Annotated in this window: 24 protein-coding genes and 2 pseudogenes; 20 read left to right on the top strand and 6 right to left on the bottom strand. The window is 47.9% G+C overall.

The annotated features are described in order from the left end of the window. The 12 genes from Q3Y66_RS12085 to Q3Y66_RS12030 all read left to right on the top strand — a co-directional run bounded on the left by Q3Y66_RS12085 (window position 1) and on the right by Q3Y66_RS12030 (window position 13469). Complete coding sequence (locus Q3Y66_RS12085; RefSeq protein WP_008959925.1) at window positions 1–1704, top strand: FAD-dependent oxidoreductase; 1704 nt, start codon at window positions 1–3, stop codon at window positions 1702–1704. Between the two features lie 36 nt (window positions 1705–1740). Beyond that, window positions 1741–2472: an SDR family NAD(P)-dependent oxidoreductase gene (locus tag Q3Y66_RS12080; protein WP_035587491.1), complete on the top strand. Its 732-nt coding sequence runs from the start codon at window positions 1741–1743 to the stop codon at window positions 2470–2472. Window positions 2473–2508: 36 nt separating this feature from the next. Beyond that, complete coding sequence (locus Q3Y66_RS12075; protein ID WP_008959923.1) at window positions 2509–3357, top strand: branched-chain amino acid ABC transporter permease; 849 nt, start codon at window positions 2509–2511, stop codon at window positions 3355–3357. Continuing rightward, window positions 3354–4379, top strand: coding sequence for a branched-chain amino acid ABC transporter permease (locus tag Q3Y66_RS12070; protein ID WP_008959922.1), 1026 nt, complete (start codon window positions 3354–3356; stop codon window positions 4377–4379). Before Q3Y66_RS12075 ends, Q3Y66_RS12070 begins: the two co-directional genes overlap by 4 nt. Beyond that, window positions 4369–5088 (top strand): ABC transporter ATP-binding protein, encoded by a 720-nt coding sequence (locus Q3Y66_RS12065; protein ID WP_008959921.1) that lies wholly within the window; start codon window positions 4369–4371, stop codon window positions 5086–5088. The genes Q3Y66_RS12070 and Q3Y66_RS12065 overlap by 11 nt, the downstream gene beginning before the upstream one ends. Next, window positions 5088–5783, top strand: coding sequence for an ABC transporter ATP-binding protein (locus Q3Y66_RS12060; RefSeq protein ID WP_008959920.1), 696 nt, complete (start codon window positions 5088–5090; stop codon window positions 5781–5783). The genes Q3Y66_RS12065 and Q3Y66_RS12060 overlap by 1 nt, the downstream gene beginning before the upstream one ends. Before the next feature lie 70 nt (window positions 5784–5853). Further along, entirely contained in the window at window positions 5854–7041 is a 1188-nt protein-coding gene (locus Q3Y66_RS12055; protein WP_008959919.1) for an ABC transporter substrate-binding protein, read from the top strand. A 65-nt stretch (window positions 7042–7106) separates the two neighbouring features. Next, window positions 7107–7883, top strand: coding sequence for an SDR family NAD(P)-dependent oxidoreductase (locus Q3Y66_RS12050; protein ID WP_008959918.1), 777 nt, complete (start codon window positions 7107–7109; stop codon window positions 7881–7883). A gap of 8 nt (window positions 7884–7891) precedes the next feature. Then, the gene (locus Q3Y66_RS12045; protein ID WP_008959917.1) at window positions 7892–9373 is read left to right on the top strand and encodes an FAD-dependent oxidoreductase; all 1482 of its coding nucleotides are present in this window, start codon (window positions 7892–7894) and stop codon (window positions 9371–9373) included. 69 nt (window positions 9374–9442) lie between these two features. Then, entirely contained in the window at window positions 9443–9958 is a 516-nt protein-coding gene (locus Q3Y66_RS12040) for a MarR family winged helix-turn-helix transcriptional regulator (protein WP_008959916.1), read from the top strand. Window positions 9959–10201: 243 nt separating this feature from the next. After that, the gene (locus tag Q3Y66_RS12035; protein ID WP_008959915.1) at window positions 10202–12091 is read left to right on the top strand and encodes an FAD-dependent monooxygenase; all 1890 of its coding nucleotides are present in this window, start codon (window positions 10202–10204) and stop codon (window positions 12089–12091) included. Window positions 12092–12454: 363 nt separating this feature from the next. Beyond that, window positions 12455–13469, top strand: a protein-coding gene (locus tag Q3Y66_RS12030; RefSeq protein ID WP_303319487.1) for an IS630 family transposase whose coding sequence is annotated in 2 segments (ribosomal slippage) — window positions 12455–12850 and window positions 12852–13469 — 1014 coding nt in all. Because the reading frame shifts where the segments join, the coding sequence is not laid out codon by codon here. Window positions 13470–13754: 285 nt separating this feature from the next. On the opposite strand, the gene Q3Y66_RS12025 is transcribed toward Q3Y66_RS12030, so the two are convergent. The 5 genes and pseudogenes from Q3Y66_RS12025 to Q3Y66_RS12005 all read right to left on the bottom strand — a co-directional run. Then, window positions 13755–14768 carry an IS630 family transposase gene (locus Q3Y66_RS12025; RefSeq protein WP_303319479.1) on the bottom strand — a complete coding sequence of 338 codons (1014 nt, stop codon included), beginning with the start codon at window positions 14766–14768 and terminating at the stop codon, window positions 13755–13757. A gap of 62 nt (window positions 14769–14830) precedes the next feature. Continuing rightward, the gene (locus tag Q3Y66_RS12020) at window positions 14831–15073 is read right to left on the bottom strand and encodes a hypothetical protein (RefSeq protein ID WP_303319486.1); all 243 of its coding nucleotides are present in this window, start codon (window positions 15071–15073) and stop codon (window positions 14831–14833) included. Window positions 15074–15159: 86 nt separating this feature from the next. Then, a pseudogene (locus Q3Y66_RS12015) lies at window positions 15160–15690 on the bottom strand (recombinase family protein); the annotation flags it as partial. A gap of 63 nt (window positions 15691–15753) precedes the next feature. Continuing rightward, complete coding sequence (locus Q3Y66_RS12010) at window positions 15754–17007, bottom strand: IS256 family transposase (protein ID WP_008957037.1); 1254 nt, start codon at window positions 17005–17007, stop codon at window positions 15754–15756. Window positions 17008–17312: 305 nt separating this feature from the next. Next, window positions 17313–17552 (bottom strand): annotated as a pseudogene (locus Q3Y66_RS12005) (flavodoxin family protein); the annotation flags it as partial. Between the two features lie 93 nt (window positions 17553–17645). On the opposite strand from Q3Y66_RS12005, the gene Q3Y66_RS12000 reads away from it, so the two are divergent. The 4 genes from Q3Y66_RS12000 (at window position 17646) to Q3Y66_RS11985 (ending at window position 19604) form a co-directional block, all read left to right on the top strand. After that, on the top strand, window positions 17646–18020 hold the full coding sequence (locus Q3Y66_RS12000) for a thiol-disulfide oxidoreductase DCC family protein (RefSeq protein ID WP_008957035.1): 375 nt from the start codon (window positions 17646–17648) through the stop codon (window positions 18018–18020). Between the two features lie 23 nt (window positions 18021–18043). Further along, window positions 18044–18601, top strand: coding sequence for a hypothetical protein (locus Q3Y66_RS11995; RefSeq protein ID WP_008957034.1), 558 nt, complete (start codon window positions 18044–18046; stop codon window positions 18599–18601). A 72-nt stretch (window positions 18602–18673) separates the two neighbouring features. Further along, window positions 18674–19150, top strand: coding sequence for a YbhB/YbcL family Raf kinase inhibitor-like protein (locus Q3Y66_RS11990; protein WP_008957033.1), 477 nt, complete (start codon window positions 18674–18676; stop codon window positions 19148–19150). 115 nt (window positions 19151–19265) lie between these two features. Then, window positions 19266–19604 carry a zinc ribbon domain-containing protein YjdM gene (locus tag Q3Y66_RS11985; protein WP_008957032.1) on the top strand — a complete coding sequence of 113 codons (339 nt, stop codon included), beginning with the start codon at window positions 19266–19268 and terminating at the stop codon, window positions 19602–19604. Window positions 19605–19674: 70 nt separating this feature from the next. Here the strand turns inward: Q3Y66_RS11985 and Q3Y66_RS11980 are convergent, their stop codons facing one another. Then, window positions 19675–19878, bottom strand: a complete 204-nt coding sequence (locus Q3Y66_RS11980; RefSeq protein ID WP_008957031.1) for a putative motility protein — start codon at window positions 19876–19878, stop codon at window positions 19675–19677. A gap of 307 nt (window positions 19879–20185) precedes the next feature. On the opposite strand from Q3Y66_RS11980, the gene Q3Y66_RS11975 reads away from it, so the two are divergent. The 4 genes from Q3Y66_RS11975 (at window position 20186) to sufD (ending at window position 24329) form a co-directional block, all read left to right on the top strand. Then, entirely contained in the window at window positions 20186–20650 is a 465-nt protein-coding gene (locus tag Q3Y66_RS11975) for an SUF system Fe-S cluster assembly regulator (RefSeq protein WP_008957030.1), read from the top strand. Between the two features lie 78 nt (window positions 20651–20728). Next, window positions 20729–22171 carry a Fe-S cluster assembly protein SufB gene (sufB, locus tag Q3Y66_RS11970; RefSeq protein ID WP_008957029.1) on the top strand — a complete coding sequence of 481 codons (1443 nt, stop codon included), beginning with the start codon at window positions 20729–20731 and terminating at the stop codon, window positions 22169–22171. Window positions 22172–22242: 71 nt separating this feature from the next. Then, on the top strand, window positions 22243–22992 hold the full coding sequence (sufC, locus tag Q3Y66_RS11965; protein WP_008957028.1) for a Fe-S cluster assembly ATPase SufC: 750 nt from the start codon (window positions 22243–22245) through the stop codon (window positions 22990–22992). Beyond that, complete coding sequence (gene sufD / locus Q3Y66_RS11960) at window positions 22989–24329, top strand: Fe-S cluster assembly protein SufD (protein ID WP_008957027.1); 1341 nt, start codon at window positions 22989–22991, stop codon at window positions 24327–24329. Before sufC ends, sufD begins: the two co-directional genes overlap by 4 nt. Window positions 24330–24335 lie beyond the last annotated feature (6 nt).

Here is a 24335-nt window from a genome sequence, read left to right as displayed (position 1 = left end):
ATGAATATTAACAATAATCTGAATGAAAAAAATTATGATATTGTTGTTGCTGGTGCTGGTCCAGCAGGGATGGCTGCTGCAATTGTGGCTGCGAAAGATGGATTAAAAGTGTTAGTTGTTGAAAAGACAGATCAAGTTGGAGGTACGGCAGCGACTTCCGCTGGATCCTTGTGGATACCGGGTAATACACAAAGTATAAAAGAAGGGTATAGTGACAAAATTGAAGATGCTAGTAATTATCTAAAATCTTTGATTTCAAGCGAAGAGAACTCAAGCAAAAGAAATTTATATTTAAAGATGGCGCCAACGGTCATCGACTTTTTTAATGATAATACTGATGTTAAATTTATCCCATGTGGAAAGCATCCAGACTACCGTTCTGATATACCAGGACATGCTGTGTCAGGAAGAGCTATTATCCCCGAAGTCTTTAATGGAAGACTACTAGGAAGTAATTTTTCTAGGTTAAGGCCTCCGATTCCTGAATTCATGATTCTCGGTGGCATGATGTTTGGTAAATCAGACATACCACATCTTATCAACAGGTATAAAAGTCTAAAAAGTTTTTGGCACACATCTAGACTAGTTGGTAGGTATTTTGTCGATAGAATGAAATATCCGCGCGGCACACGTGTAGTTATGGGGAATGCACTAGTAGGACGGATGTATTACTCACTTATTAAACTAGGTGTTGATGTTTGGTTCAATTCTAAAATTGAATCTGTTGATAGCAGAAATGAAATAATTAGCAAAATAATAGTTTCTAGAGGTAATAAATCTGAAATTATAAATATAAATTATGCTTTAATTTTGGCTACTGGTGGCTTTTCGCACAATGAAGCTTATAGAAAAAAATATATGTATTCTCCAACACCAAAGTTCTCGCTCGGTTGCGAAGAAAATAAAGGAGATGGCCTGACGATTGCAGATGGAATTGGTGCTGAAATTGAATATACCACACAAGGGGGAGGAGGCTTTTGGGCACCGGTGTCTGTTACATATCATAAAAAAGGAAAAAAAGGGCTATTCCCGCATTTATCTTTAGACCGCGCAAAGCCTGGTCTGATTGCAGTAAATAAAAAAGGGGTACGATTTGTCAATGAAGGGTGTTCGTATCATGATTTTGTTGAGGCTATGTATTTAGACGCAGATAAAAATATGCCTTGTTATTTAGTGTGTGATGATAATTTCATTAATAAATATGGACTTGGTTATATCCCCCCCGGTGTAAAAGATATTAATAAATATGTTGAATCTGGTTACATTAAGTCGGCAAAAAGCATTAAGGAATTGGCTGTCACAATAAATGTACCCGAAAAATCCCTTATTAATGAAATTAATAAAAATAATGAATTTGCAAAATCAGGAAAAGATTTAGATTATGGGAAAGGCAATACTGAGCTAAATAAGTTTAATGGTGATGCTAACCATAAGCCTAACCCATGTATAGGAAGTATAGATTCTCCTCCTTATATTGCTATCGAAATATGGCCTGCTGAGATAGGTTGCAGTGCTGGGATTAAAACAGATAGATGGGGGCAGGTTATTGGGAAAAACGGAAAAAAAATTAGTGGACTATATACATGCGGTAATGATGCAGCATCGATTTTCAATGGGGAATATCCTGGACCAGGAACAACCTTAGGGCCTGCTCTAGTTTTTGGGTATATAACTTCTAAGCACGCTAGCGGAAACTTAGAATAATCTTTAACAAAATAAATTTATAAAATAGGTAAAGAAATGGACTTGATAACTAGAAGAGTATCAGTAGTAACTGGCGGTAGCTCAGGGATTGGTGAAGCAGTAGTTAAGATGCTATTGGAAAGAGGTGAATCAGTATGTATTTGGGACCTCAATCCGCCAGTATATGAGCTTAGCGTTATGGATGAGGTTTTCTATATAAAAACAGATGTTACAGATTCCGATCAAGTTAGTTCAGCTGTCAGTGAAACAATTGATAGATTTGAAAAAATAGATGTTCTGATTAATAATGCCGGTATACTCGGTAAGGTTGGTTCTATAGAGATACTCGAAGAGAATGAGTGGGATAGAGTGCTGAATATTAATTTAAAAAGTGCTTATCTAACAATAAAAAGAAGCTCCCCTTATATTAGAAAAAGTACTTCAGGTCGTATTGTAAATGTTGCATCAGTGGCAGGTAAAGAAGGCAACATAAATATGTCAGCTTACTCCGCTTCAAAGGCAGGCTTGATTGGGTTAACGAAGTCAGTTGCTAAAGAACTTGCGAATAGTGGTGTTCTTGTTAACGCTATTACTCCCGCTTTAACGAAGACCAGCCTTTTAAAGGGGATGACAGGTAGTGCCATGGAGGTAAGTGAGAAGTTAATCCCACTGAATAGGTTGGCCGAACCTAATGAGATCGCTGCTATGATTTGCTGGCTTTCGTCGGTTGAGTGTTCTTTCTCCACAGGAGCAGTGTTCGACGTTTCGGGCGGTAGGGCCAGTAGCTAAAGAAAGACAAAATTAACAAAAATAATGGAGCAATAAATGGAGATTTACATACTAAATGCCATTGTATATGGCGGCTTGCATTTCATCATTGCTGTTGGATTAGTTTTACTCTTTGGGCTCAGACAGGTAGTGAATTTTTCACATGGTGCCTTATTTATGGTGGGGGCCTATATAGGCTATATGTGTGCTTTAAAGTTTGGTTTCTGGTGGGCAATGATTGCTACTCCGTTTGTCATGGCACTACTTGGAGCAGTTATAGATAGGTTTGTTTTTAAGCCACTTCAAAAAGAAGATCCCATTGTTACTGTTCTGGTAACGTTTGGAATTCTTTTGGTATTACAAGATATGGTGCAATTTATATGGGGGCCTTCAATATTACAGATGCGTACTCCTTCAGTATTAGAAGGATCAATATCAGTACTTGGTTCTCAGTTTCCAGTCTATAGGGTTTTTATTATTATAGCTTCCCTATTAGTAGCTCTGGGGCTTGTGGCTTGGATCAGATTCACAAAAATTGGTTTGTATATCCGTGCATCTAGTCTTGACCCAGTTACATCCGGCATGCAGGGGGTTAACCCTGATAGACTGTCTATGATTGTCGTCGCAGTTGGTGTAGGTATTGCTGGATTGGCTGGCGTACTAGCAGCACCATTTATGTCCTTAACTCCACACATGGGAGGTACAGTATTAATTGATAGTTTTATAATCATTGCTACAGGAGGGCTTGCAAGTTTCTCGGGGGCTTTTGTAGCTGCCATGTTTATAGGTCTTTTGCGGACTTTTGGCATTGTATATGTACCAGAGATCGCATCAATGATTCCATTCATCGCTATGGTTGCGGTACTTATTTGGCGGCCTGAAGGTTTGATTAAGGTGGGAAAATGACTTATAAAGCAAAAATTAAAACAGCAGATCTAACTATAAAGAAGCCGAGAGTAAATAGCTTGTGGGTGTTGCTCGGGGTATATATCGTATCTGTTGTAGCCGTAGTATATTTTACATCTCAGCATTTCCACTCATCACTTGTGCAGGCATTGATAATTGCACTTATGGCAACCTCTGTCGGCTTCTTGGTAAAACAAAGCGGCTTAGTTTCTTTTGGACATGCTTTGTTTTTTGGGTTTTCTGCATACGCAATAGCTATTCTCACACAAAGGTTTGGGTTTTCTATAGAGATAGCAATAGTGCTTTCAATTGCATTATCTATTTTACTTGGGCTTATTTGTGGATTTGTGTTTATTAGGGGTATAGGTATTGCCTTTGCAATGCTTACATTAGCGACAGCACAGGCCTTTCATGAAGTGGCTCTGCGCTGGAGGGAGCTAGCAAATGGTGAGGATGGAATGTTTATTAACCTCCCAGAATCCATATTCGGTATGGACTCCAGTCTTCTATATAACCCGACTGTGATGCTGTTAATTACTTCTAGCGTGCTTGCGGCAGTGATAGTTACTTTAACTTTATTTTCACGAAGTAAGTATGGGCTTCTTACTATGGCCGTTCGAGATAATGAAGAACGTGTAAGGTATATCGGACATTCAGCTATCCTTCCTCGTGTCCTCATTTATGTTATATCTGCAGCCATATCTTCACTTGGCGGTGTACTTTTTGCCCTCTATAACACATTCGTCTCACCAGAGATTCTCCATTGGAGCTTTTCAGGAGAAGCTTTGATCATGGCTATAATTGGCGGCGTTGGGTTTATATGGGGGCCCGCACTGGGAGCAGTGGCTTTCTATTTCTTAAAGGAAATGGTGATGGGGTACACAGCATATTGGGCATTTTTCATGGGGGTACTCTTGATACTTGTTACTGTTGTTTTCCCTGGAGGTGTAGCCGGTGTTATGCACGCCTTATACTCTAAATGCTATAAAATTATAAAAACGTGGAGCAACAATGAGCAATAAACAAGATCCGGTTTTGACTGGGCGATCCCTAAGTAGAGTGTATGGCGGCTTCTATGCATTGGATAACATTAACATCTCCTTACAAAAAGCAGAGATAAAGGGACTAATTGGCTCAAATGGTGCTGGTAAGTCTACTCTGATGGATGTTCTTTGTGGACGTGGTGGAGGAAAAACGCATGGTGAAGTACTACTCAACGGAAAAGATATAGCAAATCTTTCATCTAGGAAAAAAAGGGAGCAAGGAATATCTAGATCTTTTCAAAAGACTAATATATTTCAAGGCTTAACAGTGCTTGAGCAACTAAGTCTCGCAGGGATGGCTGCAGAAGAAGATAACCACCATGAGGTTATAGATGCCCTAGAACTTGGGAGTATTGTTAACTTACAGGCATCAGAAATTGCTCATGGTGAACAGCGACGGCTGGATTTGGCGCTTGCACTTGTCGGTAAGCCAGAAGTTCTCCTCTTAGATGAACCCGCAGCAGGATTAACAGTTTCTGAATCATTGAAACTTGCTGGACTCTTGAGAGATCTTGCTAAGGATTGGAGTGTTTCTGTTCTGATAGTGGAACATGATATGGAAGTAATTTTTTCAATTTGCGATAGTCTTACAGTACTGCATTTAGGAAAAAAACTTGCCGAAGGAGATCCTAGCGAAGTGCGGCGTGATCCTGAGGTTATTAGTGCATTTCTTGGGAGTAGTGCGTAATGAGTTTATTAACCTTTAGAAATGTTAATTCATTTTACGGTAAAGCTCAGGTTCTTCATGATGTGAGTTTTTCTGTTAATGAGGGTGATAAAGTTGGTTTTATCGGAAGGAATGGTGTAGGTAAGACTACCGTAGTTAACTCATGCATCGGAGTCGCAAGCGTTAAAACAGGAGAAGTCTTGTTCAATGGAGAAAAACAAAAAGCTATCAAGTATCATAATGCTGCTTTGTCAGGTATTTCCATAGTTCCACAGGGTAGGAATATTTTTTCTAATCTTACAGTAAAGGAAAATTTGATTATGGGGTTAGCCTCTGGAAGGTCCGGGTATTGGGATCTTACTTCAGTATATAAGCTATTCCCGATACTGGAAGAACGACAGAACTCAATGGGTACGGCTATGAGTGGTGGCCAACAGCAAATGTTGGCAATTGGAAGAGCACTCATGGCAAATCCTAAGCTATTAATATTAGATGAGCCTAGTGAAGGTCTGTCTCCAGTGATGGTTGATCAGCTTGCTGATTCATTGGATAAACTTTCGGAACAAGGAACTAGCATAATGTTGGTAGAGCAAAATATATCTTTACTTGCTCGCTGTGTAGATTCTTATTACCTTTTATCTAAAGGCAAAATTGTAGACTCTGGAAAAATCAATAATGAATACTTAGAAGAACTTAAATCCCATATTGCTATATAGTTGAGGAGGTGTTTTAAGAAAATAATATTGGCGGCTTGTATAACAAATCTAAACTATTTGGAGAAGTGCTATGATTAAAAATAATAAAGTAAAAATTGGTTTTAGTGTGGCTTTGAGCTCTTTACTCTTCAGTGGCTATGTTGTAGCTGCTGATCCACTAAAGATTGGCATCCCTACGGCTGAGTCTGGAGCATATGCTGACCTAGGTGAGCAGGTTAAGCGAGCAGTTAATTTTGCTGTTGAGCAAGCAAATGAGAGTGGAGGTATTGATGGTCGAAAAGTCGAAGTTAGCTTTTTGGATACTCAAGGTAAAGCTGCTGAAGCGAGGAGGCAGTCTGAGAGGCTGATCAATTCAGGGTATAACATTCTCCTTGGGGGGATCGCCTCAGGAGAAGCCTTAGCAGTTGCTCCACTATTAAATCGCTGGGATGCCATGTACATCTCTACAATTCAAAAAGCTGATCAAATTACAGGAGAAAACTGTGATAGTCGCCTTTTTCGGGTCAATCATGCAACGGCATCAGATATTGTAGTTGTGAATCGCTGGATTGAAAAAAGAGACGAAAGCAGTTGGGCTTTGGTTGCATCGGATACTGCCTGGGGAAGGAATAATGCTGATAGCTTTAAAGCTGCCCTTCCTAAGTTTGGAAAAGATGTAGTCAGTGAAGATTATGTTGGGTTGGGTACTAATGATATGGCCCCATATATCCAGAAAGCAATTCAAAGTGGAGCTGAAGGCGTGTGGGTCGTATTAGCAGGCCGAGATGCTGTGAACTTTATTAACCAAGCTTCCTCTCTTGGGTTGCAGGAGAACTCAACATTGGCTGGTGTTTCATTTGCAACTGACAGCACAATCAACGCGGTTGGTGATATCGCAGAAGGTGTTTTTGGTATTATTAATTACGGCTCAACTCTTGATACTGATGAAAATAATAACTTTGTTAAAGAGTGGGCGGAGGTATATCAAGACTCTGTGCCTACAAACTTTGAAGGGGAAACATACGCGGGAATGCAGGTGCTTTTCCAAGCCGTCGAGAATAGCGGAAGTGTAGAGCCTAGTGATATCTCTGCTGCTATGAGCGGGGGCGATTTCAACACTATTTTTGGTGATGTACTTATTCGAAGTGAAGATCATCAACTTGTTAAGCCAAATTACTTTGGTGTTGTTGGCTATGATAATGATGTGTTGAAGCCGATCATTAATATGACATTAGATTCGGAGACTGCAACACCTATTGTAGGTGGCTGTAACCTTTAAAACCGCATAACCAGTCTGAGGGGTAACTCTCAGACTGTTAACCTTCATTTTATAGTGGTATTTATATGACCAAAGAAAATACATTACTTGATAATTCAAATGTTGCTGTTGTTACAGGTGGTGCCAGCGGGATTGGTAGAAGTATTGTCATTATGCTGGCGCATCTTGGTTACAAAGTTTATTCATTAGATCTTCATGTTTCAGAAGAGCTATCAGTTGAAAGAAAAGTGGTTCAGATAAGAACTAATGTTACTAAAAAGGAGGACCTCAATAATGTTTGTGAAACTATTCGTTATCAAAATGAGACTATTAGTGCGATTGTCAATTGTGCAGGAATTCTTGAAGTGCCGATGGAGCCGCAAGATATAGAATTTTCAGATTGGGACAAGGTTATATCGGTTGACCTTTCAAGTGTTTTCTATGTTTGTAATTCATTTAAGCCTTTGTTGGCGTCGGATAGTTCATGCATAGTTAATATTGCCTCTATTGCGGGTATGAGTTCTATGCCTTTACATGCTTATAGTACAGCTAAGTCTGCTGTTATTATGTTAACTAGAAACCTGGCTGCGGCTTGGGGTATGGAAAATGTGAGAGTGAATTCAGTTTCTCCAGGTTTTACTCTTACTCCTGCCATGCAGGCCCAAGTAGAAAATGGTCACCGTGACCTCTCTTTGTTAGAAAAGCATTCAGCTATGGGTCGTTTAGTCCAAATTGATGAAATTGTTAACGTAGTGCAGTTTCTAATATCAGATTTGTCCTCTGCTATTACAGGAGCCAATATTCCTGTTGACTGTGGATGGGTTCAGAAAAGTACTTGGGTTTCTCACGAACAAAAATTTTAGGTGTCTTTATGGATATTAATGTTGATGTAATTGTAGTTGGGGGAGGTGGTGCAGGGATGTCGGCTGCAATAGCTTCTGTAGAAAATGGAGCGAACACTGTTCTACTTGAAAAAAATTCCCATCTTGGTGGTACAACAATTTTATCTGTTGGATCTATTACAGTTTCAGATACTCAGTTTCAAGCTCGTGCTGGAATTAAGGATAGCCCGCAAGAGCATTTTAATGACATGTCTCTATTTATACCCGAAAGTATGAGAGATAAAGAGAATTATGAACTGAGGAAAGTACTAGTTGATAATGTAAAAGAGACGTTTGAATGGCTACAGAAAATTGGTGTTAGATTTCATGGTCCATTTCCTGAACCACCACATTCTAAAAAAAGGATGCATAATGTTATTCCTAACTCAAAAGCGTATGGTTACTATTTGAGCAGAGAGTGTATCCGTAAAGGTGTAGATGTTAAGCTAAACACAAAAGTTACAGAGTTGCTTTATAATGGAGATCGCGTTGTAGGTGTACAGGCTTGTGTCGATGGCCGCGCGTCTAATATCTACTCTAAATATGGTGTCGTGATTTCCTCGGGTGATTTCAGCAATAGTGAGTCTCTCAAAGCTGAGTTTAGGCCAGATGTTGCCCATGTTGATGGGTATAATTCATCAAGCACTGGTGATGGCCAGAAAATGGCTATTGAAATTGGGAGTGAAGTTGTTAACGGAGATCTCATCTGGGGACCTAGCTTACGCTTCAAAGAAGCTCCAAAGCCCTCATTGATAAAGCGGCTACCTCCTCATCCATGGCTAACTGCATTAATGCAGTTTGGTCTGGAAAAACTTCCTATGAAGTTCTTCAGGCCCTTTATTTTGCAGTTTATGACGTCATCGTTATCACCTGAACCTTCTCTTTTCGAGCGCGGGGCAATTTTGGTGAATGAGGAGGGAGATAGATTCTCCGACGAACGAAATAAGCCAGAGCCGGAAGTTGCTAGGCAAAAAGGAAAACTTGCATTTATTGTTATGGATAAAAACCTTAAGGAGAAGTTTGAGGAGTGGCCGAACTTCGTTTCTACCGCGCCAGGCGTAGCCTATGCTTATATGTCTGACTACAAGAAGACTAGATCTGATATTTTCCATGAAGGTAATAACTTGGAGGTTCTATCTAAAAGAATAGGAGTTAACTATCGATCGCTTAAGGGGGCTGTTGATAAAGTTAATGAAGAAAGGCGTGATGGTACAAATGGTTTGCCTGAAATAAAAGAACCTCCATTTTATGCTCTTGGGCCTGTAATGAGTTGGGTCGTGATCGCCGAAGGTGGGCTAAAGGTTAATTCTGAACATCAGGTGGTTCAAAAGGGCGGATGTCCGATCAAAGGGCTATATGCTGCCGGCTCATCTGGCCAAGGAGGATTGATACTTGCTGGCCATGGCCATCACATCGGATGGGCTATGACTTCAGGCAGGCGTGCTGGGAAATTTGTTGTTTCCCATAACTGACGTTTTGTGACTGGCCTGCTAGAGTGAGCCAGCCTTGACATGTATTTATATTTTCAATGAGAGTGGCATATGGATGACCCTTCGAGCAGTAATGCAAATAACGTTGACTTAGAACAGATGCTGAGACTTTATTCTCTTCCGGGGCACCTTGTTAGGAGAGCTCAGCAAATTACCGATGCATTACTCTATGAGGAATGCAGACAGTTTGATTTAACATCTGTTCAGTATGCAGTTTTAATTGTTATACGGTCTGTACCGAACATTGATGCCACAAAGCTCTCTAGTCTAGTTGCTTATGATAAGTCAACGCTTGGTGCTGTTTTGGAAAGACTGGTTTCACGTGGTCTTATTTCTAGGTCGCCAAGCCCGCATGACAGACGGTCAAAGTTTATAAATCTAACACCAAAAGGGAATGAGCTTTTAGAGGATTCTGCTCCGTCAATCATGCGTGTGCAAGAAAGAATATTGGCACCGCTAACTGAGCAGGAGAGAGATGTTTTTATGTCTCTTTTGAAAAAGCTTGTTAATTTGAATAACGAGTATTCTCGCTCCCCTCTTTTGTTTGATCCTAAAGACTTTGAATAATGTTAGTGAGTGGTGTGCTATTAATTTTAAGCTTTTTCATCTTTAAGGTGTTAGGTGCTTTCGGCTAAATGATTTTTACTTAGTCTATGGAGATGTTGCTTTGTATCGGAGTCGTGATGGACTCAATTTTTGAGTAATTTCAATATTGCCTACTAGTCTTGCCGTTGTGAAATACCGCACCGGCTCTCTAACCCACCGATAAACTCTCACAACAACCCGTGGCAAACGGGATGGAGCTAATAGATGCAGTACTTCCTCGATGGTTACCGCAGTGGCGACCCGCGGATCCAGCCCGCGGCTGAAGGGCGAAGTGACCCGCAGGGTCCGCTGCCGGAGGAGGTGGACGTGCTCATCGTCGGCACCGGTCCGGCGGGGCTTCTGCTGGCGTCGCAGCTCTCGGCTTTTCCTGATATCGTCACCCGCGTGGTGGAGAAGTCCGATGGGGCCCTGGAGGTGGGGCGCGCCGACGGCATTGCCTGTCGTACCGTGGAGATGTTTGAGGCCTTCGGCCTGGCCGAGAAGCTGACCACCGAGGCCTACTGGATCAACGAGACCCACTTCTGGGGTCCCGCTCTCGGTAACAAATCTCGTATCACCCGCCTTGGGCGTGTGCAAGACGTACGCGATGGTCTCTCCGAATTCCCCCATGTAATCGTCAACCAGGCCCGCCTGCTCGATTTTCTTCTAGAGTACATGCACAATTCCTCAAGTCGCCTTCGGGTCGACTATAGCCATGAGACGCTTAACGTGGAGGTGCCTATGGACCCCCATGAGCGAGTCATGGTGACCCTAAGCACCCCCAAGGGTGAAAAGACTGTTCGTGCCCAGTACGTGGTCGGCTGCGATGGTGCTCACAGCGTGGTGCGTGAATCTATCGGACGCTTTCCACAGGGGCACGGTGTGGACAAAGCTTGGGGCGTGATGGACGTCCTGGCGGTAACCGACTTTCCGGACATTCGCTTCAAGTGCACCATTCAGTCCGCCGAGTCGGGCAACATCCTGCTGATCCCCCGAGAGGGCGGCTATATGGTTCGGCTCTATGTTGACATGGGGAACATTGCCCCGGACGTCTGGTTGACCGAGGAGGAGGTGCTGGATAAAGCTCAAGCTGTGCTGTCGCCCTATACCTTCGAGGTGAAGGAGACCGCCTGGTTCTCCGTCTACCGCGTAGGCCACCGGGTCACCGATAAGTTTGACGATGTCGACGACGATCAAAAGGGGAGCCGCACACCGCGGGTTTTCATAGCCGGTGACGCTTGCCACACCCACAGCGCCAAGGCCGGCCAAGGCATGAACGTGTCGATGCAGGATACCTTCAATCTCGGCTGGAAGCTGATTTCGGTCCTCAAGGAGCGCAGCCCGGCGAGCCTACTGCACACCTACAACGACGAGCGCCACGTCATCGCCGAGAACCTGATCGAGATGGATACCCGCTGGTCGTGTGCGATTGGTGCCGCTCAGGACTCTGACGATCCCGAGGCTGCGATGAAGGGGCTGGCCGAGGTACAGCGCCAGTTCGTCACTAACAGCGAGTTCACCGCGGGTTTTGCCACTCACTACACGCCGGGGCTGCTCACTGGTGGCGATAGCCACCTGCACTTGGCCACAGGATTCCCACCGGGACGACGCTTCCACTCGGCCGAGGTGATCCGGCTCGGCGATGCCAAGCAGGTCCACCTGGGCCACGTGCATCGTGCTGACGGTCGCTGGCGCCTTTACGCCTTCGCCGACATGGTTGACCCGCGCAGCCCAGGCTCCCGGTTCAACACGCTGATGGACTACCTGGCCAGCGATGCCTCGGTGATCCGCCGCTTCACGCCGAAAGGGGCCGATCTGGACGCGATCTTCGACGTTCACGGTATCATCCAGCAGTCTCATCTCGAGGTGGACTGGGCCGACATGCACTCGCTGCTCAAACCGAACAAGGGCCTCTACGGGCTCCAGGACTACCAGAAGTCTCACGCGCCGGTTCTGGACTCAGACTGCGACATCTTCGACCTGCGCGGGATCGACCGTGGTGCAGGCGCCCTGGTGGTGGTGCGCCCGGACCAATACGTCTCTCTGGTGCTGCCGCTGGATAGCTTCGAAGAGCTCAATCAGTTCTTCGCTCGCTTCATGGTAGAGCCTGTCTGAACGGTGCCTATTACTTAGCCAAAATTATAAGTGGGCCAACACCCCTAGGTTGGCCCACTTCTTTTAAATTTTTTGATGTTTGTTATAGGGTCAGTGATATCCACATCGTGGCTGATCGCGTTTACTTTAATGAGGAGGAGATTCTTCTGTGTCACGAGGCCGGTATCACGACGCATCTCCCCAAGCCCAAAACCTCGCCAAACCAGGCCAAAAGTATGTTGCCCAGAGAAGCGTTCAGTACGTCCTAAAATATAATGAATATCACTGTCAGGCTTTTTCAAAAAAAGCCATTATGAGTAAGTACCAAAACACATATTTTCCGCTATGCTTATAAACCTGACCCGTTGATCCAGGACGATGCGCATGACATTCCGCTTTGTGCCTTCCCTATCCGACACAGACCTTCAGACATTGATGGCAACCTATACCTATGGCGTGAAACCCGCCTTGCGTCGTCGGGCTCATGCCATCGTGCTGAGTCACCAAGGTCATACCATCGATCAGATCTGCAAGATTCTGTCCGTTACCCGCGAAACGGTTTCGCTCTGGTTCGATGCTTGGGAGGCACAGGGCCTCGATGGGCTCCGGGACAAGCCTCGCGCCGGGCGACCCGCCATCTATAGTGATGCGGAGCGGGAGCGGTTACTTGAACTCGTACAAGAGCAACCTCATCAGCTGAAGGCCGTCCAGGCACGACTCCAGCAGGAAACCGGAAAAGGTGCCTGTACCATGACGCTCAAGCGAGCATTAAAAAAATCTGGGGTATAGCTTTAAGCGCACCCGGCGATCCCTGAAAAGCCAGCGTAACGAGACTGACTTCCGCCATACACAAGGCCTGCTGGCTGAGCTTCAGCGTTGGGAGGATCGGGGCGAGACGGAACTGTACTATTTCGATGAGTCAGGCTTTGCCCTGTCCTCCGTCTTGCCTTACGCCTGGAGCCCTATCGGCCATCCTCAGGAAATGCCGGGCTACTCGCATAGTCAGCGCCTGAACGTACTGGGCTTCTTGAGTCGTCAGGGCTCGCTGATTTACCACTCGACCATGACGACCATCACCACCGAGGTGGTCATTGAGGCTTTTGACCGCCTGATTGCCCAGAAGTCGCCGGACGCTTTTGCCATCGTGGTGCTGGATAATGCCAGTGTCCATCGCTCAAAGGCTTTCCGACATAAGGAGTTGGAATGGATGTCGCACCGTGTGTACCTCGTCTATCTATCTGCTTATTCGCCGGAGCTAAATCTCATCGAGATTCTTTGGCGCAAGGTCAAGTATGAGTGGCTGCCGTTGACGGCTTATGAAAGCTTCTCGTCCTTGAAAGACTATGTCCATAAGGTGTTGTCAGGCTACGGCAACGAATACCGGATTACTTTTGTATAAGCACTTAATTGTTAAAACAATATAGTGGTTAAGTGGCGTCTCGGTTATTTTAGATAATGCCTGATTCAAGGCTAGCTGCCATCGCCAACCCTAGCTCCTCACATTGATCAATAAATTCTTCCTGAAATTTTCCTCTACAGATTAGAGGGTCTTGTACAAGCTTCCAACTCAAACCCTTGCTAATGCTCTTAATCGCTCGACAGGTACCTGTACCATCGTGTCCAGCACGAATGTAAAAAGCAAATGGGAGTCCTTCGGTTTTATCGATACAATTGTAATAAGTGGTTATGCAAAAGTTATTGAGTAATCAGTGCCGTAACCATTACATACTTTTTTGACCGCTTCACAAAGCTTATCGAACGAACTGTAGGCTGTTAACGGTAGCCACCGGTATTTGATTTCGCGCCAAAGGATTTCGATCAGATTCAGCTCCGGCGAATATGGCGACAAGTAGACCAGGTGAATGCGATGTGCCATCCAATCAATAAGTTTGCGCTGGAACGCCTTGGAACGGTGCATCCTGGCATTATCCAGTATCACGACGGCGAATGCGTCAGGGTCTTTATGTGCCGCAAACTGATCAAAGGCTTCTATAACGGTTTCAGTGGTCACTGAGTCGGTGGTCATATGGTGAAAAAACTCACCTTTTCTGGTGAGAAAGCCCAGTACATTCAGCCGTTTGCTGTGTGGGTAGGCCGTGACTTCCCAGGGCTTGGCTATCGGGCTCCATGCATAAGGAAGTGACGATGATTGCGAGAAACCGGCTTCATCAAAGAAATAGAGATCGCACTCACCATCATCTTCCCACTCCTTCAATACATTGATTATCTCTTGCGTATGGCGGAAATCCGCTTCGTCACGATGTGCCCTCAATGAGCGGCGTATCCGCTTACAGCTATAGCCTTTTTTTAACGCGCGCCGCAACGTGTCCTGGCTGACGACGTTACCTGTCTGCTCCTGAAACTTGGCATGGAGGACAGGCAATTGATGGGGATACTCTTCAACCAGTTGTTCTAACACAGCAAGATCGCTCTCGCTGAGAAGGTGCGGGCGTCCTTCGCGAGGCTTGTCTTGAAGACCTTCAATACCGTCTGCTTCCCATTGGGATAACCAAGTCGATACCGTATCGCGCTTAACCCCAATAATATCGCGAATCTGGTTAATCGTATGGCCCTTGTGGTTGAGCAGAATGGCGTGGGCCCGACGACGTAGTGCTCTCTTTTCGCCGTACTGGTAGGCTTCATTTAAGATACGTTGCTGGTCAGGTGTTAAAGAAACGAAACGTAAGCGCCGAGACATGGTTCTGTATTTTACTCTGATGGATCTTTGTTCTTTATACGCGATAATTTATGCAGAATCACTTAACATCTATCAAATAAATCCTTAACTAAACCTGCCATGTATCCCAAGTTTTCAGTCGTACCCAGAATGATGGCATCAGCTGAGTTAATGTCTTCGGGCTGTGTTTCGAGCGGAATAAGTGCCTGAACATCTACATTTTCAATTTCTTGGTTAGAAGCTCCACTGATTACCGCCTGAAACATTTTTTGTGTGTTGTCGGAAGGCGCGTGGGCAATGATGAGTAGTTTCTTTTTTTTATCCATGATGACCTCCGAACTGATATGACATAAATTACGTGATATTGCGCTTCTGAATTTAACGAAAAAATACCGACGCCTTACAGTTACAGTTAAGACGCATTACATCTTGATGCTCGCTTTACCGTCGATTCTGATATCCCGAATCGCAGTGCAGTTTTACTGATACTCGCTTCATTCTCTGCTCGCCAACGCTTTATGTCATCAGCATCTGCTTTCTTGGGGCGGCCTAGTTGTCGACCTTCTGCTTTTGCACGACGTATACCAGCCATTTGCCTCTCGCGGATGTTTGAGCACTCAATCTCAGCCATTGCGGCTAGCATCGTAAGCATTGCCTTTCCGGTAGGTGTGTTGAGATCAAACCCTTCACGCAAACTGATAATCGACACTCCTTTGCTTTGCATAAATTGAACTGTGTTAAGTACATCAACAGTATCTCGCCCCAGGAGATCAATGGCGTAGACCACTAGCACGTCGCCGTCACGTACATATTCTGCCAAGGCCGAGAAGCCCGCACGCTGCAGAGCAGGTAACACCCCAGAAGTTGCCTCGTCACTCCACCAATGTTCGACATTATGACGATTTGCACTCTCTCTGCGTTGAGAGTGAGTGCTTTGATCACTAGAGCTGACTCGAGATAGCCGATCGTTGCCATTGGAGTTATTGTCAAATCTGGTGCATGACCGTCAGGCGGCGTCTCTGCCAGTTTGATCATCCACCTGTTCTCCATCCCGAAACTGAACGTTGTCCACGACCAGCTTCAGTTGGTCGAACCCCTTAATCCGCTTCCAGCGTTTTTGGGCGGATTGGAGCAATTTGAACACCATCGATAAGGTGGTGTCGCGAGAGCCGCAGGAGCGGCTCTGCTTGGTTCTCAACCGCACGGTGGCGAAGGTGGATTCAATCGGATTGGTGGTTCGCAAGTGAATCCAGTGAATGGCCGGGAAATCGTAGAAGGCCAGCAGCTCGTCCCGATCCTTCTCAAGGTTTTCCATGGCCTTCGGGTACTTGTCTCGGAACCGCTTCAAGGTGCTGTCGAATGCCTTGTGAGCGCTGTCACGGGTCTCCGCCAGATAGACCTCGTGCAAGGCTGACTTCACCTTCGGCTGTACTGACTTGGGCAGCTTGTCCAGTACGTTAGCGGTTTTGTGCACCCAGCACCGCTGGTGCCGGGTTTCCGGAAACACCTTGCTCAGCGCTTTCCAGAAGCCCAGAGCCCCGTCGCCGACGGCCAGCTTGGGCGCATAATCCAGGCTATGTTCCCGCAAACCGGTGAGCAGCTCCCGCCAGCTGGCTTCAGACTCCCGGTGGCCGTCTTCGACAGCCACCAGCTCCTTGTGGCCGTGCTCGGTGACCCCGATCATCACCAGCAGGCAGAGCCGGTCATCCAGGCGGACATTACTGTAGACACCGTCAGCCCACCAGTAAACGTAACGCTTCTGGCTCAGGTCTCGCCGTTGCCAGTCCCGGTGTCCTTCCAGCCACTGGGCCTTGAGCCGGGTCACCGTGTTAGCGGACAACCCCTTGGCCTGCTCACCGACCAAGGCGCCCAGAGCCTCCTGAAAGTCGCCAGAGGAAACACCGCGCAGGTAGAGCCAGGGAATGAGCTCATCCAGGCTCTGAGCCCGCTTCAAGTACGGTGGCAGGAGCTGGCTGTTGAAGCGAATGCCGGAGCCGCTGCGATCCCTGACCTTGGGCACCTGAACGTCAACATCCCCAACGCCTGTCTGGATCGTGCGCTTGGGTAGGTGTCCGTTGCGCACCACCGCCTGGCGCCCATCGGGTGTTGAAACATCGGCATACTGGTTCAGCAAGCCCTGAAGCTCCGACTCGACCGCCTTGGCAATCAGGTCACGGGCCCCCTGACGGATCAGCTCGTGCAATGGGTCATTGGTGGCTACCTCTGGTTGTGAAAGAGCGTGCAGGTTAGACTTGGCCATGGCGTATCATTCCTCTGTTGGTTGTGATCTTGGCGGTGATCAACCAACAGGATACGCCACCCCTTCACCCTGCTTCCATACACCAGAAATCACCATAGCTCTTGCCATTGAGCTATATCCTCAATTTTGGATCATAAGGTGGGTGTTTCTTTTGAACCTAGGCAATAACAAAAACGACACTTATGATCCATTAAAATTCAAAGATAATAGAAGCGGGTCAAAAGGTACACTTTTTGACCCAAAAACCTTGCAGAAGCAGAGCTATATAAGAGACAAAAGATGTTGTCGGTAATATTCCGAGAAGCTTTTAGTGCGCCACTCGTATAGCCCAGATTCTCCGTGGTACCGAGCAGGATGGCATCGCAGGCTAGTACATCCTCTGGGCCTGCCTCTAAAGGCGCTTTCACCACACACTGCACCTGCTCAAGATCGGGATGGCTAGCGCCCCGCGCGGCCGCTTCGCGCAGAAGACGGGTATTCGCTGACGGGGCATGAGCAATCACTAACAGTTGTTTACTAAATTCATTACTAAGCTCAGCATTCATAGCAAAGACCTAATTGAAACGTGGGACAGCAAGGGGTTGCGCCACATAATGAAAATGCCACACTGCTTAAGAGTCTTAAAGTTGAGAAGCAATATGTCCAGTAAGACATTGATCAATGTCTATTACGATGCCCAGTGCCCACTTTGTCGGCAAGAGCGTCGGCGCTATGAGCGCTGGTCGGGGCGCCATGCAAAAGATATCGGTTGGCTTGACGTAAGCGAAAATGAGCAAGCCCTACGTGCAAAGGGTGTTGACCCTGCAGTAGCGCTACGCTCTCTGCATGTCGAAACCGAGCAAGGTCAATTAATAGAAGGTATCGACGCCTACCGTTTGTTGATGAAGCGTGTTCCGTTACTGGTCCCGGTCGCTTGGCTGATTGGCTTGCCTGGGATTAAACCAGCACTGCGAACCCTTTATGATGTGTGGGTAAAGCGTCGCCTAAAGAAACAGGGCCGATGGCCTCTTTAACGTCTAGCAAAGGAAGCCTGACAATGCAGCGAAGTGCGCTATATCTAGGGGTAGTAGTAGGCGTAAGCCTATTGCTCGCGGGCTGTGCCGGCGGTGGGCAGCGTCCTTCGCCAACCCCTAGCCAGGCAGCGGCTGAAGCACCGTTACCCAGCCCGCAATCCGCCCCTGCCGCCACGACAGCGCCGGAGACCGCTATGGCGAGTGGCTGGGTGCCGCCGCTGTTTATCAGTCCCGAAGAGGAAGCGTCCTATTATGTTAGCCGTTTGGCCGATCGGCGTTTTGTGACCAGTTACGGTGATCGTGACAACCGTCGTCCCTGGTACATTGCCGCTGAACGATTAGGCGAAATAGGGCTTCCTGCTGTTCCACTGCTGTTTGCCCGGCTGAACACCCGCGATGCGTATGAACAAATGTTGGTGCTCTACGCGCTGCAGCTAGCCACTCAAGATCCTCAGCTAATGGTTCGAACAGGTGGCGATTACGTTCAGTTAGGGGTAGTACTTGACCCTGCGCATAATGCTGACAATGTGGCGTCTGCTCAGCAATGGTGGCAACAACACGCTGATCAGGTGAGCCGCTGATTAATGGTCTTCATGCTCAGCAACGGTTCATCAGATAAAACACGGTCCATCAGATAAACCAAGGAGAGAAACATGGCATTTGCACTTTCATCCATGCAGGTTATCAGTCAAGCGTTTGCTGATCATCAAGCCATTCCTTCCAAGCACACAGGGGAGGGGGAAAATGTTTCGCCTGCCCTAGCTTGGAAAGATGCCCCCGAGGGAACCCAAGGTTTCGCTGTCATCTGTCACGATCCAGATGCTCCTTTGGTCAAGGATGGCAGCTACGGCTTTGTACATTGGGTGCTCTATAACTTGCCCGCTGATACCCATGAGTTAACTGAAAAGAGTGTTGTGGGCACTGCTGGCGCCAATGATAAAGGCGGAGTTGGTTACTTTGGCCCGATGCCCCCTGAAGGGCATGGTAAGCATCTTTACTATTTCTGGGTGCTGGCGCTGGACCATCAAACGTCGCTGCCTGAAGGGCTGACGCTTGCCGAACTACTCAAAGAAGTAGAGCCTAATCTGCTAGGCATGAATCGTTTGGTAGGCACGTATCAGCGTGATTGATCGCATCCGCAAAAGCATCCGCAAAAGTAGACAAGCGGAATAATCCGTGTAGGCTCCATCGCTTTCTTAGATCTTGAACCAGCCTTTTGTATTAGCCAAACGATGGAGCCGTCCCATGAGTGATCTGCCTAACTGTCCTGCCTGCGCTTCCGAATTTAGCTACGATGATGGGCTTCAATACGTTTGCCCAGAGTGTGGCCACGAGTGGTCAAAGGTAGCAGAGGAGAGCGCTGAAGAAGCTTCAGGCGTGCGCGATGCTAACGGCAACATGTTGGTCGACGGCGATAGTGTCACGGTGATCAAGGATTTAAAGGTTAAAGGCAGTTCACTGGTGGTTAAAGTGGGCACCAAAGTGAAAAGCATCCGCTTGGTAGAGGGCGATCACGATATCGACTGTAAAATTGACGGCATCGGCCCGATGAAGCTTAAATCTGAATTTGTTAAGAAAGCCTAGCGTTAAACCAGACAGTCAAAAAAATAGCCACCTGCATGCAGGGGGCTATTGATTTATCAGTCATCTATTTTTACGCAGTGGTATTGATTTGCGTACCGACGCTTCCACTTGTGGCCAGCTGTGGCGCCTGCGCAACGCTGTCCATCAGCGCAGTAATATGGGCTGCTTGCCCGTCTAACGCCTCTTTAAAAACGTTAAACTGGGCCTGCTGGACTACTTGCACCTGCTGCATCGCCATTGAGGCGCTGACCATATTGTTGACTGCTGAATCCATCTTTTAATCCTCGAATAGCAAGCCGCCATCCAAAGCGATGGCACTCAATACTCAATCGAAATTACCAGACGCTGTTCATACATGCAAAGCGATAGCCAGCAGCAGTATAAAGCTAATAGCTTTTTTAAATGATAATGATTGTTGTTTTTGATGCGATTAGCGTCGATCGTGCTGTTATTTTGCTCAAATTGCTAACCATTTGGCTCAAGGGCTTCACATCAAATTTATACAGGACTAAAATGGTACTCAATTGATGCAGCCAACGAGTTGATTGACTGCGTACCAAGCACATAAAAGGGGAGTCGACATGCTCAAGCTTTCTCGGCTGACAGACTATGCCGCTGTAGTGATGGCACAAATTGCCCGTCACTCCCAAGCATCACATGCAGCGGCCGACTTGGCTGAGGCTGTGCAGCTGCCACACCCCACGGTAAGTAAAACACTTAAAATGTTGGCACGTGCGGGGCTGTTGGTGTCCCAGCGTGGTGCTCAAGGCGGTTATCGCTTGGCGCGGCCAGCATCACAGATTACGGCAGCCGACATTATTGCGGCGATTGAAGGCCCTGTTGCCATGACCGAGTGTAGTCAAGCGGAAGGCGATTGCGAACTTGTGGCTACCTGTGGTGTGGCTGACAACTGGCAGCGGGTTTCATTGGCGATGCGAACGCTGCTTGAAAGCGTGACCTTAGCGCATTTAGCCGATACAGCGCCGATTAAATTGCCGGTGCAATTGCCAATTCAAACGATCAGCCTGTCGGCAGCGTCTGCCTAACAGCGGCGCAAGTACAGCAGGCCTACTTTATTATTAAAGGCGATGACCTCGCCACCCAACTGCCCGGAGGGTATCACCATGGCAAGCGAAGAAATGGAACAGTTGGTTCGTCGCGAATACAAAGACGGCTTCGTAACCGATATTGAAAGCGACACCCTGCCACCTGGCCTGGATGAAAACACCATCGCCTTTATTTCCAAGAAGAAGGGCGAACCCGAGTGGATGCTGGAGTGGCGCCTGGATGCCTATCGTCAGTGGTTGAAGATGGAAGCGCCATCTTGGGCGCATCTTGACTATCCACCGATTGATTACCAATCGATTTCCTATTTCAGTGCGCCGAAGCGCCCGGAAGACGGCCCACAGAGCCTGGATGAAGTCGACCCCAAGCTGCTGGAAACCTATGAGAAGTTGGGCATTCCGCTACACGAACGTGCGGCGTTGGCAGGCGTGGCAGTAGACGCAGTATTCGACTCGGTGTCGGTTGCGACCACTTTCAAAAAACAGCTGGGTGAGGCAGGCGTGATTTTCTGCTCCATCTCCGAAGCTATCCGCGACTACCCAGAGCTGATCAAACAGTATCTGGGCACCGTGGTGCCCGTGGCAGATAACTACTTTGCGGCGCTGAACTCAGCGGTGTTTACCGATGGCTCCTTTGTATTTGTGCCAGAAGGCGTAACCTGCCCGATGGAGCTATCAACATACTTCCGCATTAACGCGGCCAACACCGGCCAGTTTGAGCGCACGCTGATTATTTGCGAAAGCCGCGCCCAGGTTTCCTACCTGGAGGGCTGTACCGCGCCAATGCGCGATGAAAACCAGCTGCACGCCGCGGTGGTAGAGCTTGTCGCCCTAGACGACGCCTATATCAAATACTCCACGGTACAGAACTGGTATCCCGGTGATGAGAATGGCAAGGGCGGTATCTACAACTTCGTTACTAAGCGTGGCGACTGCCGTGGCGACCGCTCGCGCATCAGCTGGACGCAGGTAGAGACCGGCTCCGCCATTACCTGGAAATACCCTTCCTGCGTTTTACGGGGTAAAGACAGTATCGGCGAGTTCTACTCTGTTGCGGTCACGAATGGCCGCCAACAGGCCGATACCGGCACCAAGATGATTCACATTGGCGAAGGTACCCGTTCGTATATCGTTGCTAAAGGTATCTCTGCCGGTCGCAGCAATCAGTCGTATCGCGGCTTGGTGAAAATCGGCCCGCGCGCCAAAGGGGCACGTAACTTTACCCAGTGTGACTCTTTGCTGATTGGCGATAAGTGCGGTGCGCACACCTTCCCTTATCAAGAAATTGGCAACAGTACGGCGACCATTGAGCACGAAGCGACCACTTCTAAAATCGGTGAAGACCAGCTGTTCTACTGCCAGAGCCGCGGTATCTCGGAAGAAGACGCGGTCAGCATGATTGTGAATGGCTTCTGTAAAGACGTCTTCCAAGAGCTGCCGATGGAGTTTGCCGTAGAAGCGGAAGCGCTGCTCAACGTCACCCTGGAAGGCGCAGTAGGTTAAGTCCTAGCCGTTCAGTCACTCATTTTATTAGTGTCGCCGTAGCGACTCGCCAGAATTAGAAGGTAATCAATATGTTGCAAGTGAATGATTTACACGTCACCGTCGAAGGCAATGAAATCCTGAAAGGCCTCACCCTGACTATCAACGCGGGTGAAGTGCACGCCATCATGGGGCCGAACGGCGCGGGTAAATCGACGCTATCGGCGGTCATCGCTGGTAAGGATGGCTATGAAGTTACCCAGGGCACCATTACCTTTGAAGGCAAAGACGTGCTCGAAATGGAAATTGAAGAGCGCGCCCAGGCTGGTTTGTTGCTGGGTTTCCAGTACCCGGTTGAGATCCCTGGGGTTAAAAACATCTACCTTCTGAAGTCGGCGCTTAATGCCCAGCGCGTAGCGCGTGGCGAGGGCGAAATGCCAGCGCCGGAGTTTATGAAGCTGGTGAAAGAGAAGCTTGGTTACATGAAAATGGACGCCAGCTTCCTACAGCGCGCCGTTAACGAAGGCTTCTCTGGCGGTGAGAAAAAGCGTAACGAGATCCTGCAAATGCTGGTGCTTCAGCCGAAGCTTGCCATGCTCGACGAGATCGACTCCGGCCTGGATATCGACGCCATGAAAGTGGTCGCCGATGGTGTCAACAGCCTGCGCGCTGAAGACCGCGCCATCCTGCTGGTGACTCACTACCAGCGTCTGCTCGACTACATTATTCCGGACAAAGTCCACGTCTTGGTCGATGGCCGTATCGTGAAAACTGGCGACGCGGAACTAGCCAAGCAACTGGAAGCCAATGGGTACGAAGGTATCGAGGAGTCTGTGGCATGAGCGATACGCAAACCTTTTTAGACACGCTGAAGGCGCGCAGCTCGAGCTACACGGCAGAGCCCACCTGGATTGCCGCTCGGCGCCAAGCGGGTGCTGCACGTTTTGAAGCGCTGGGTTTCCCCACTCGCCGTGATGAAGAGTGGAAGTACACCGATGTACGCTCGATCGCCCAGGGCAACTTTGCGCTCGCCGACAATGCCGAGTTCTCTCAGGCCAGTGCCGCGGCACTGACGCTGCCCATTGATGCTTATCGCCTGACGTTTGTAGATGGCGTTTTCTCATCGGCGCTCTCGGATGTGGACTCGCTCCCGTCAAGTGTCCAGGTATTACCGCTCTCGAAAGCGTTAGCAGAGAATCACGAAGCGGTTGGTGGCCCGCTGGGGCGCTTAACCGGGGTGGATTTCTCACCGTTTGCGGCGCTGAATACGGCGTTTATGGAAGAGGGCGCTGTGGTTCGCATTGCACCGGGAACAGTCGTTGAGAAACCTATCCTGCTGCAGTTTCTGTCCCGCGCTGGCCAGCCGGTGATGTGCCACCCGCGTGTACTGGTGGAAGCAGGTAGCCGCAGCGAAGCCACGCTAATTGAACACTACACAGGCGAAAGCGAAGCGACCAACTTCACCAACGTCGTGGGCGAACTGATGCTCGACCGTGGGGCGATACTGGCTCACTACAAGCTGCAGGAAGCACCGTTGGGCGATATGCACGTGGCGAGCATTCATGTCGAGCAGAGCCGCGATACACGCTATACCTCTTACAACCTGAGCCTGGGTGGCGCACTGGTGCGCAACGACTTGATCAGTGATTTGAACGGCCAGGGCGCTGAAACTAATTTCCTGGGCCTGTTCTTTGGTCAAGGTCGCCAACACGTCGATAACCACACCAAGGTCAACCACAACGCACCGCTGACGTTCTCCAATGAGAACTACAAGGGCATTCTGGATGACCGCGCTCACGGCGTGTTTAACGGCAAGGTCTACGTCAAGCGCGATAGTCAGAAGATTGAAGGGTTTCAGAGCAATCAAAACCTACTGCTGTCGGATCGTGCCCACATCGATGCCAAGCCTGAGCTTGAAATCTACGCCGATGATGTTAAGTGTTCACACGGCACCACTACCGGCCAGCTGGACGAAGAGGCGATCTATGCCCTGCGCACGCGCGGTATCGATGAAGCCACCGCACGAGGCCTGTTAACCCTCGCCTTTGCGGGAGAGGTGTTGGATAAAGTTAGCCTTGATGCGATTGCCGAGCGCGTTGAACTCGCGGTTGCGGGTAAGTTGCCGGAGCGCTTTAATCTTGCTGGGCTTGTTGAAGCGGCAGCCGCAATTAACGACTAGCTCTTT

This window comes from Halomonas sp. HAL1, assembly GCF_030544485.1.
Taxonomy (GTDB): Bacteria; Pseudomonadota; Gammaproteobacteria; order Pseudomonadales; family Halomonadaceae; genus Vreelandella; species Vreelandella arctica.
The sequence above is the reverse complement of the archived record's forward strand: the minus strand, read 5'-3'. Positions and strand labels throughout refer to the sequence as shown.

Excerpts from the sequence above, each read along its gene's own strand:
- Q3Y66_RS12085 (WP_008959925.1), top strand. The coding sequence starts at position 1 with ATGAATATTAACAATAATCTGAATGAAAAAAATTATGATATTGTTGTT.
- Q3Y66_RS12080 (WP_035587491.1), top strand. The coding sequence starts at position 1,741 with ATGGACTTGATAACTAGAAGAGTATCAGTAGTAACTGGCGGTAGCTCA.
- Q3Y66_RS12075 (WP_008959923.1), top strand. The coding sequence starts at position 2,509 with ATGGAGATTTACATACTAAATGCCATTGTATATGGCGGCTTGCATTTC.
- Q3Y66_RS12070 (WP_008959922.1), top strand. The coding sequence starts at position 3,354 with ATGACTTATAAAGCAAAAATTAAAACAGCAGATCTAACTATAAAGAAG.
- Q3Y66_RS12065 (WP_008959921.1), top strand. The coding sequence starts at position 4,369 with ATGAGCAATAAACAAGATCCGGTTTTGACTGGGCGATCCCTAAGTAGA.
- Q3Y66_RS12060 (WP_008959920.1), top strand. The coding sequence starts at position 5,088 with ATGAGTTTATTAACCTTTAGAAATGTTAATTCATTTTACGGTAAAGCT.
- Q3Y66_RS12055 (WP_008959919.1), top strand. The coding sequence starts at position 5,854 with ATGATTAAAAATAATAAAGTAAAAATTGGTTTTAGTGTGGCTTTGAGC.
- Q3Y66_RS12050 (WP_008959918.1), top strand. The coding sequence starts at position 7,107 with ATGACCAAAGAAAATACATTACTTGATAATTCAAATGTTGCTGTTGTT.
- Q3Y66_RS12045 (WP_008959917.1), top strand. The coding sequence starts at position 7,892 with ATGGATATTAATGTTGATGTAATTGTAGTTGGGGGAGGTGGTGCAGGG.
- Q3Y66_RS12040 (WP_008959916.1), top strand. The coding sequence starts at position 9,443 with ATGGATGACCCTTCGAGCAGTAATGCAAATAACGTTGACTTAGAACAG.
- Q3Y66_RS12035 (WP_008959915.1), top strand. The coding sequence starts at position 10,202 with ATGCAGTACTTCCTCGATGGTTACCGCAGTGGCGACCCGCGGATCCAG.
- Q3Y66_RS12025 (WP_303319479.1), bottom strand. The coding sequence starts at position 14,768 with ATGTCTCGGCGCTTACGTTTCGTTTCTTTAACACCTGACCAGCAACGT.
- Q3Y66_RS12020 (WP_303319486.1), bottom strand. The coding sequence starts at position 15,073 with ATGGATAAAAAAAAGAAACTACTCATCATTGCCCACGCGCCTTCCGAC.
- Q3Y66_RS12010 (WP_008957037.1), bottom strand. The coding sequence starts at position 17,007 with ATGGCCAAGTCTAACCTGCACGCTCTTTCACAACCAGAGGTAGCCACC.
- Q3Y66_RS12000 (WP_008957035.1), top strand. The coding sequence starts at position 17,646 with ATGTCCAGTAAGACATTGATCAATGTCTATTACGATGCCCAGTGCCCA.
- Q3Y66_RS11995 (WP_008957034.1), top strand. The coding sequence starts at position 18,044 with ATGCAGCGAAGTGCGCTATATCTAGGGGTAGTAGTAGGCGTAAGCCTA.
- Q3Y66_RS11990 (WP_008957033.1), top strand. The coding sequence starts at position 18,674 with ATGGCATTTGCACTTTCATCCATGCAGGTTATCAGTCAAGCGTTTGCT.
- Q3Y66_RS11985 (WP_008957032.1), top strand. The coding sequence starts at position 19,266 with ATGAGTGATCTGCCTAACTGTCCTGCCTGCGCTTCCGAATTTAGCTAC.
- Q3Y66_RS11980 (WP_008957031.1), bottom strand. The coding sequence starts at position 19,878 with ATGGATTCAGCAGTCAACAATATGGTCAGCGCCTCAATGGCGATGCAG.
- Q3Y66_RS11975 (WP_008957030.1), top strand. The coding sequence starts at position 20,186 with ATGCTCAAGCTTTCTCGGCTGACAGACTATGCCGCTGTAGTGATGGCA.
- sufB (WP_008957029.1), top strand. The coding sequence starts at position 20,729 with ATGGCAAGCGAAGAAATGGAACAGTTGGTTCGTCGCGAATACAAAGAC.
- sufC (WP_008957028.1), top strand. The coding sequence starts at position 22,243 with ATGTTGCAAGTGAATGATTTACACGTCACCGTCGAAGGCAATGAAATC.
- sufD (WP_008957027.1), top strand. The coding sequence starts at position 22,989 with ATGAGCGATACGCAAACCTTTTTAGACACGCTGAAGGCGCGCAGCTCG.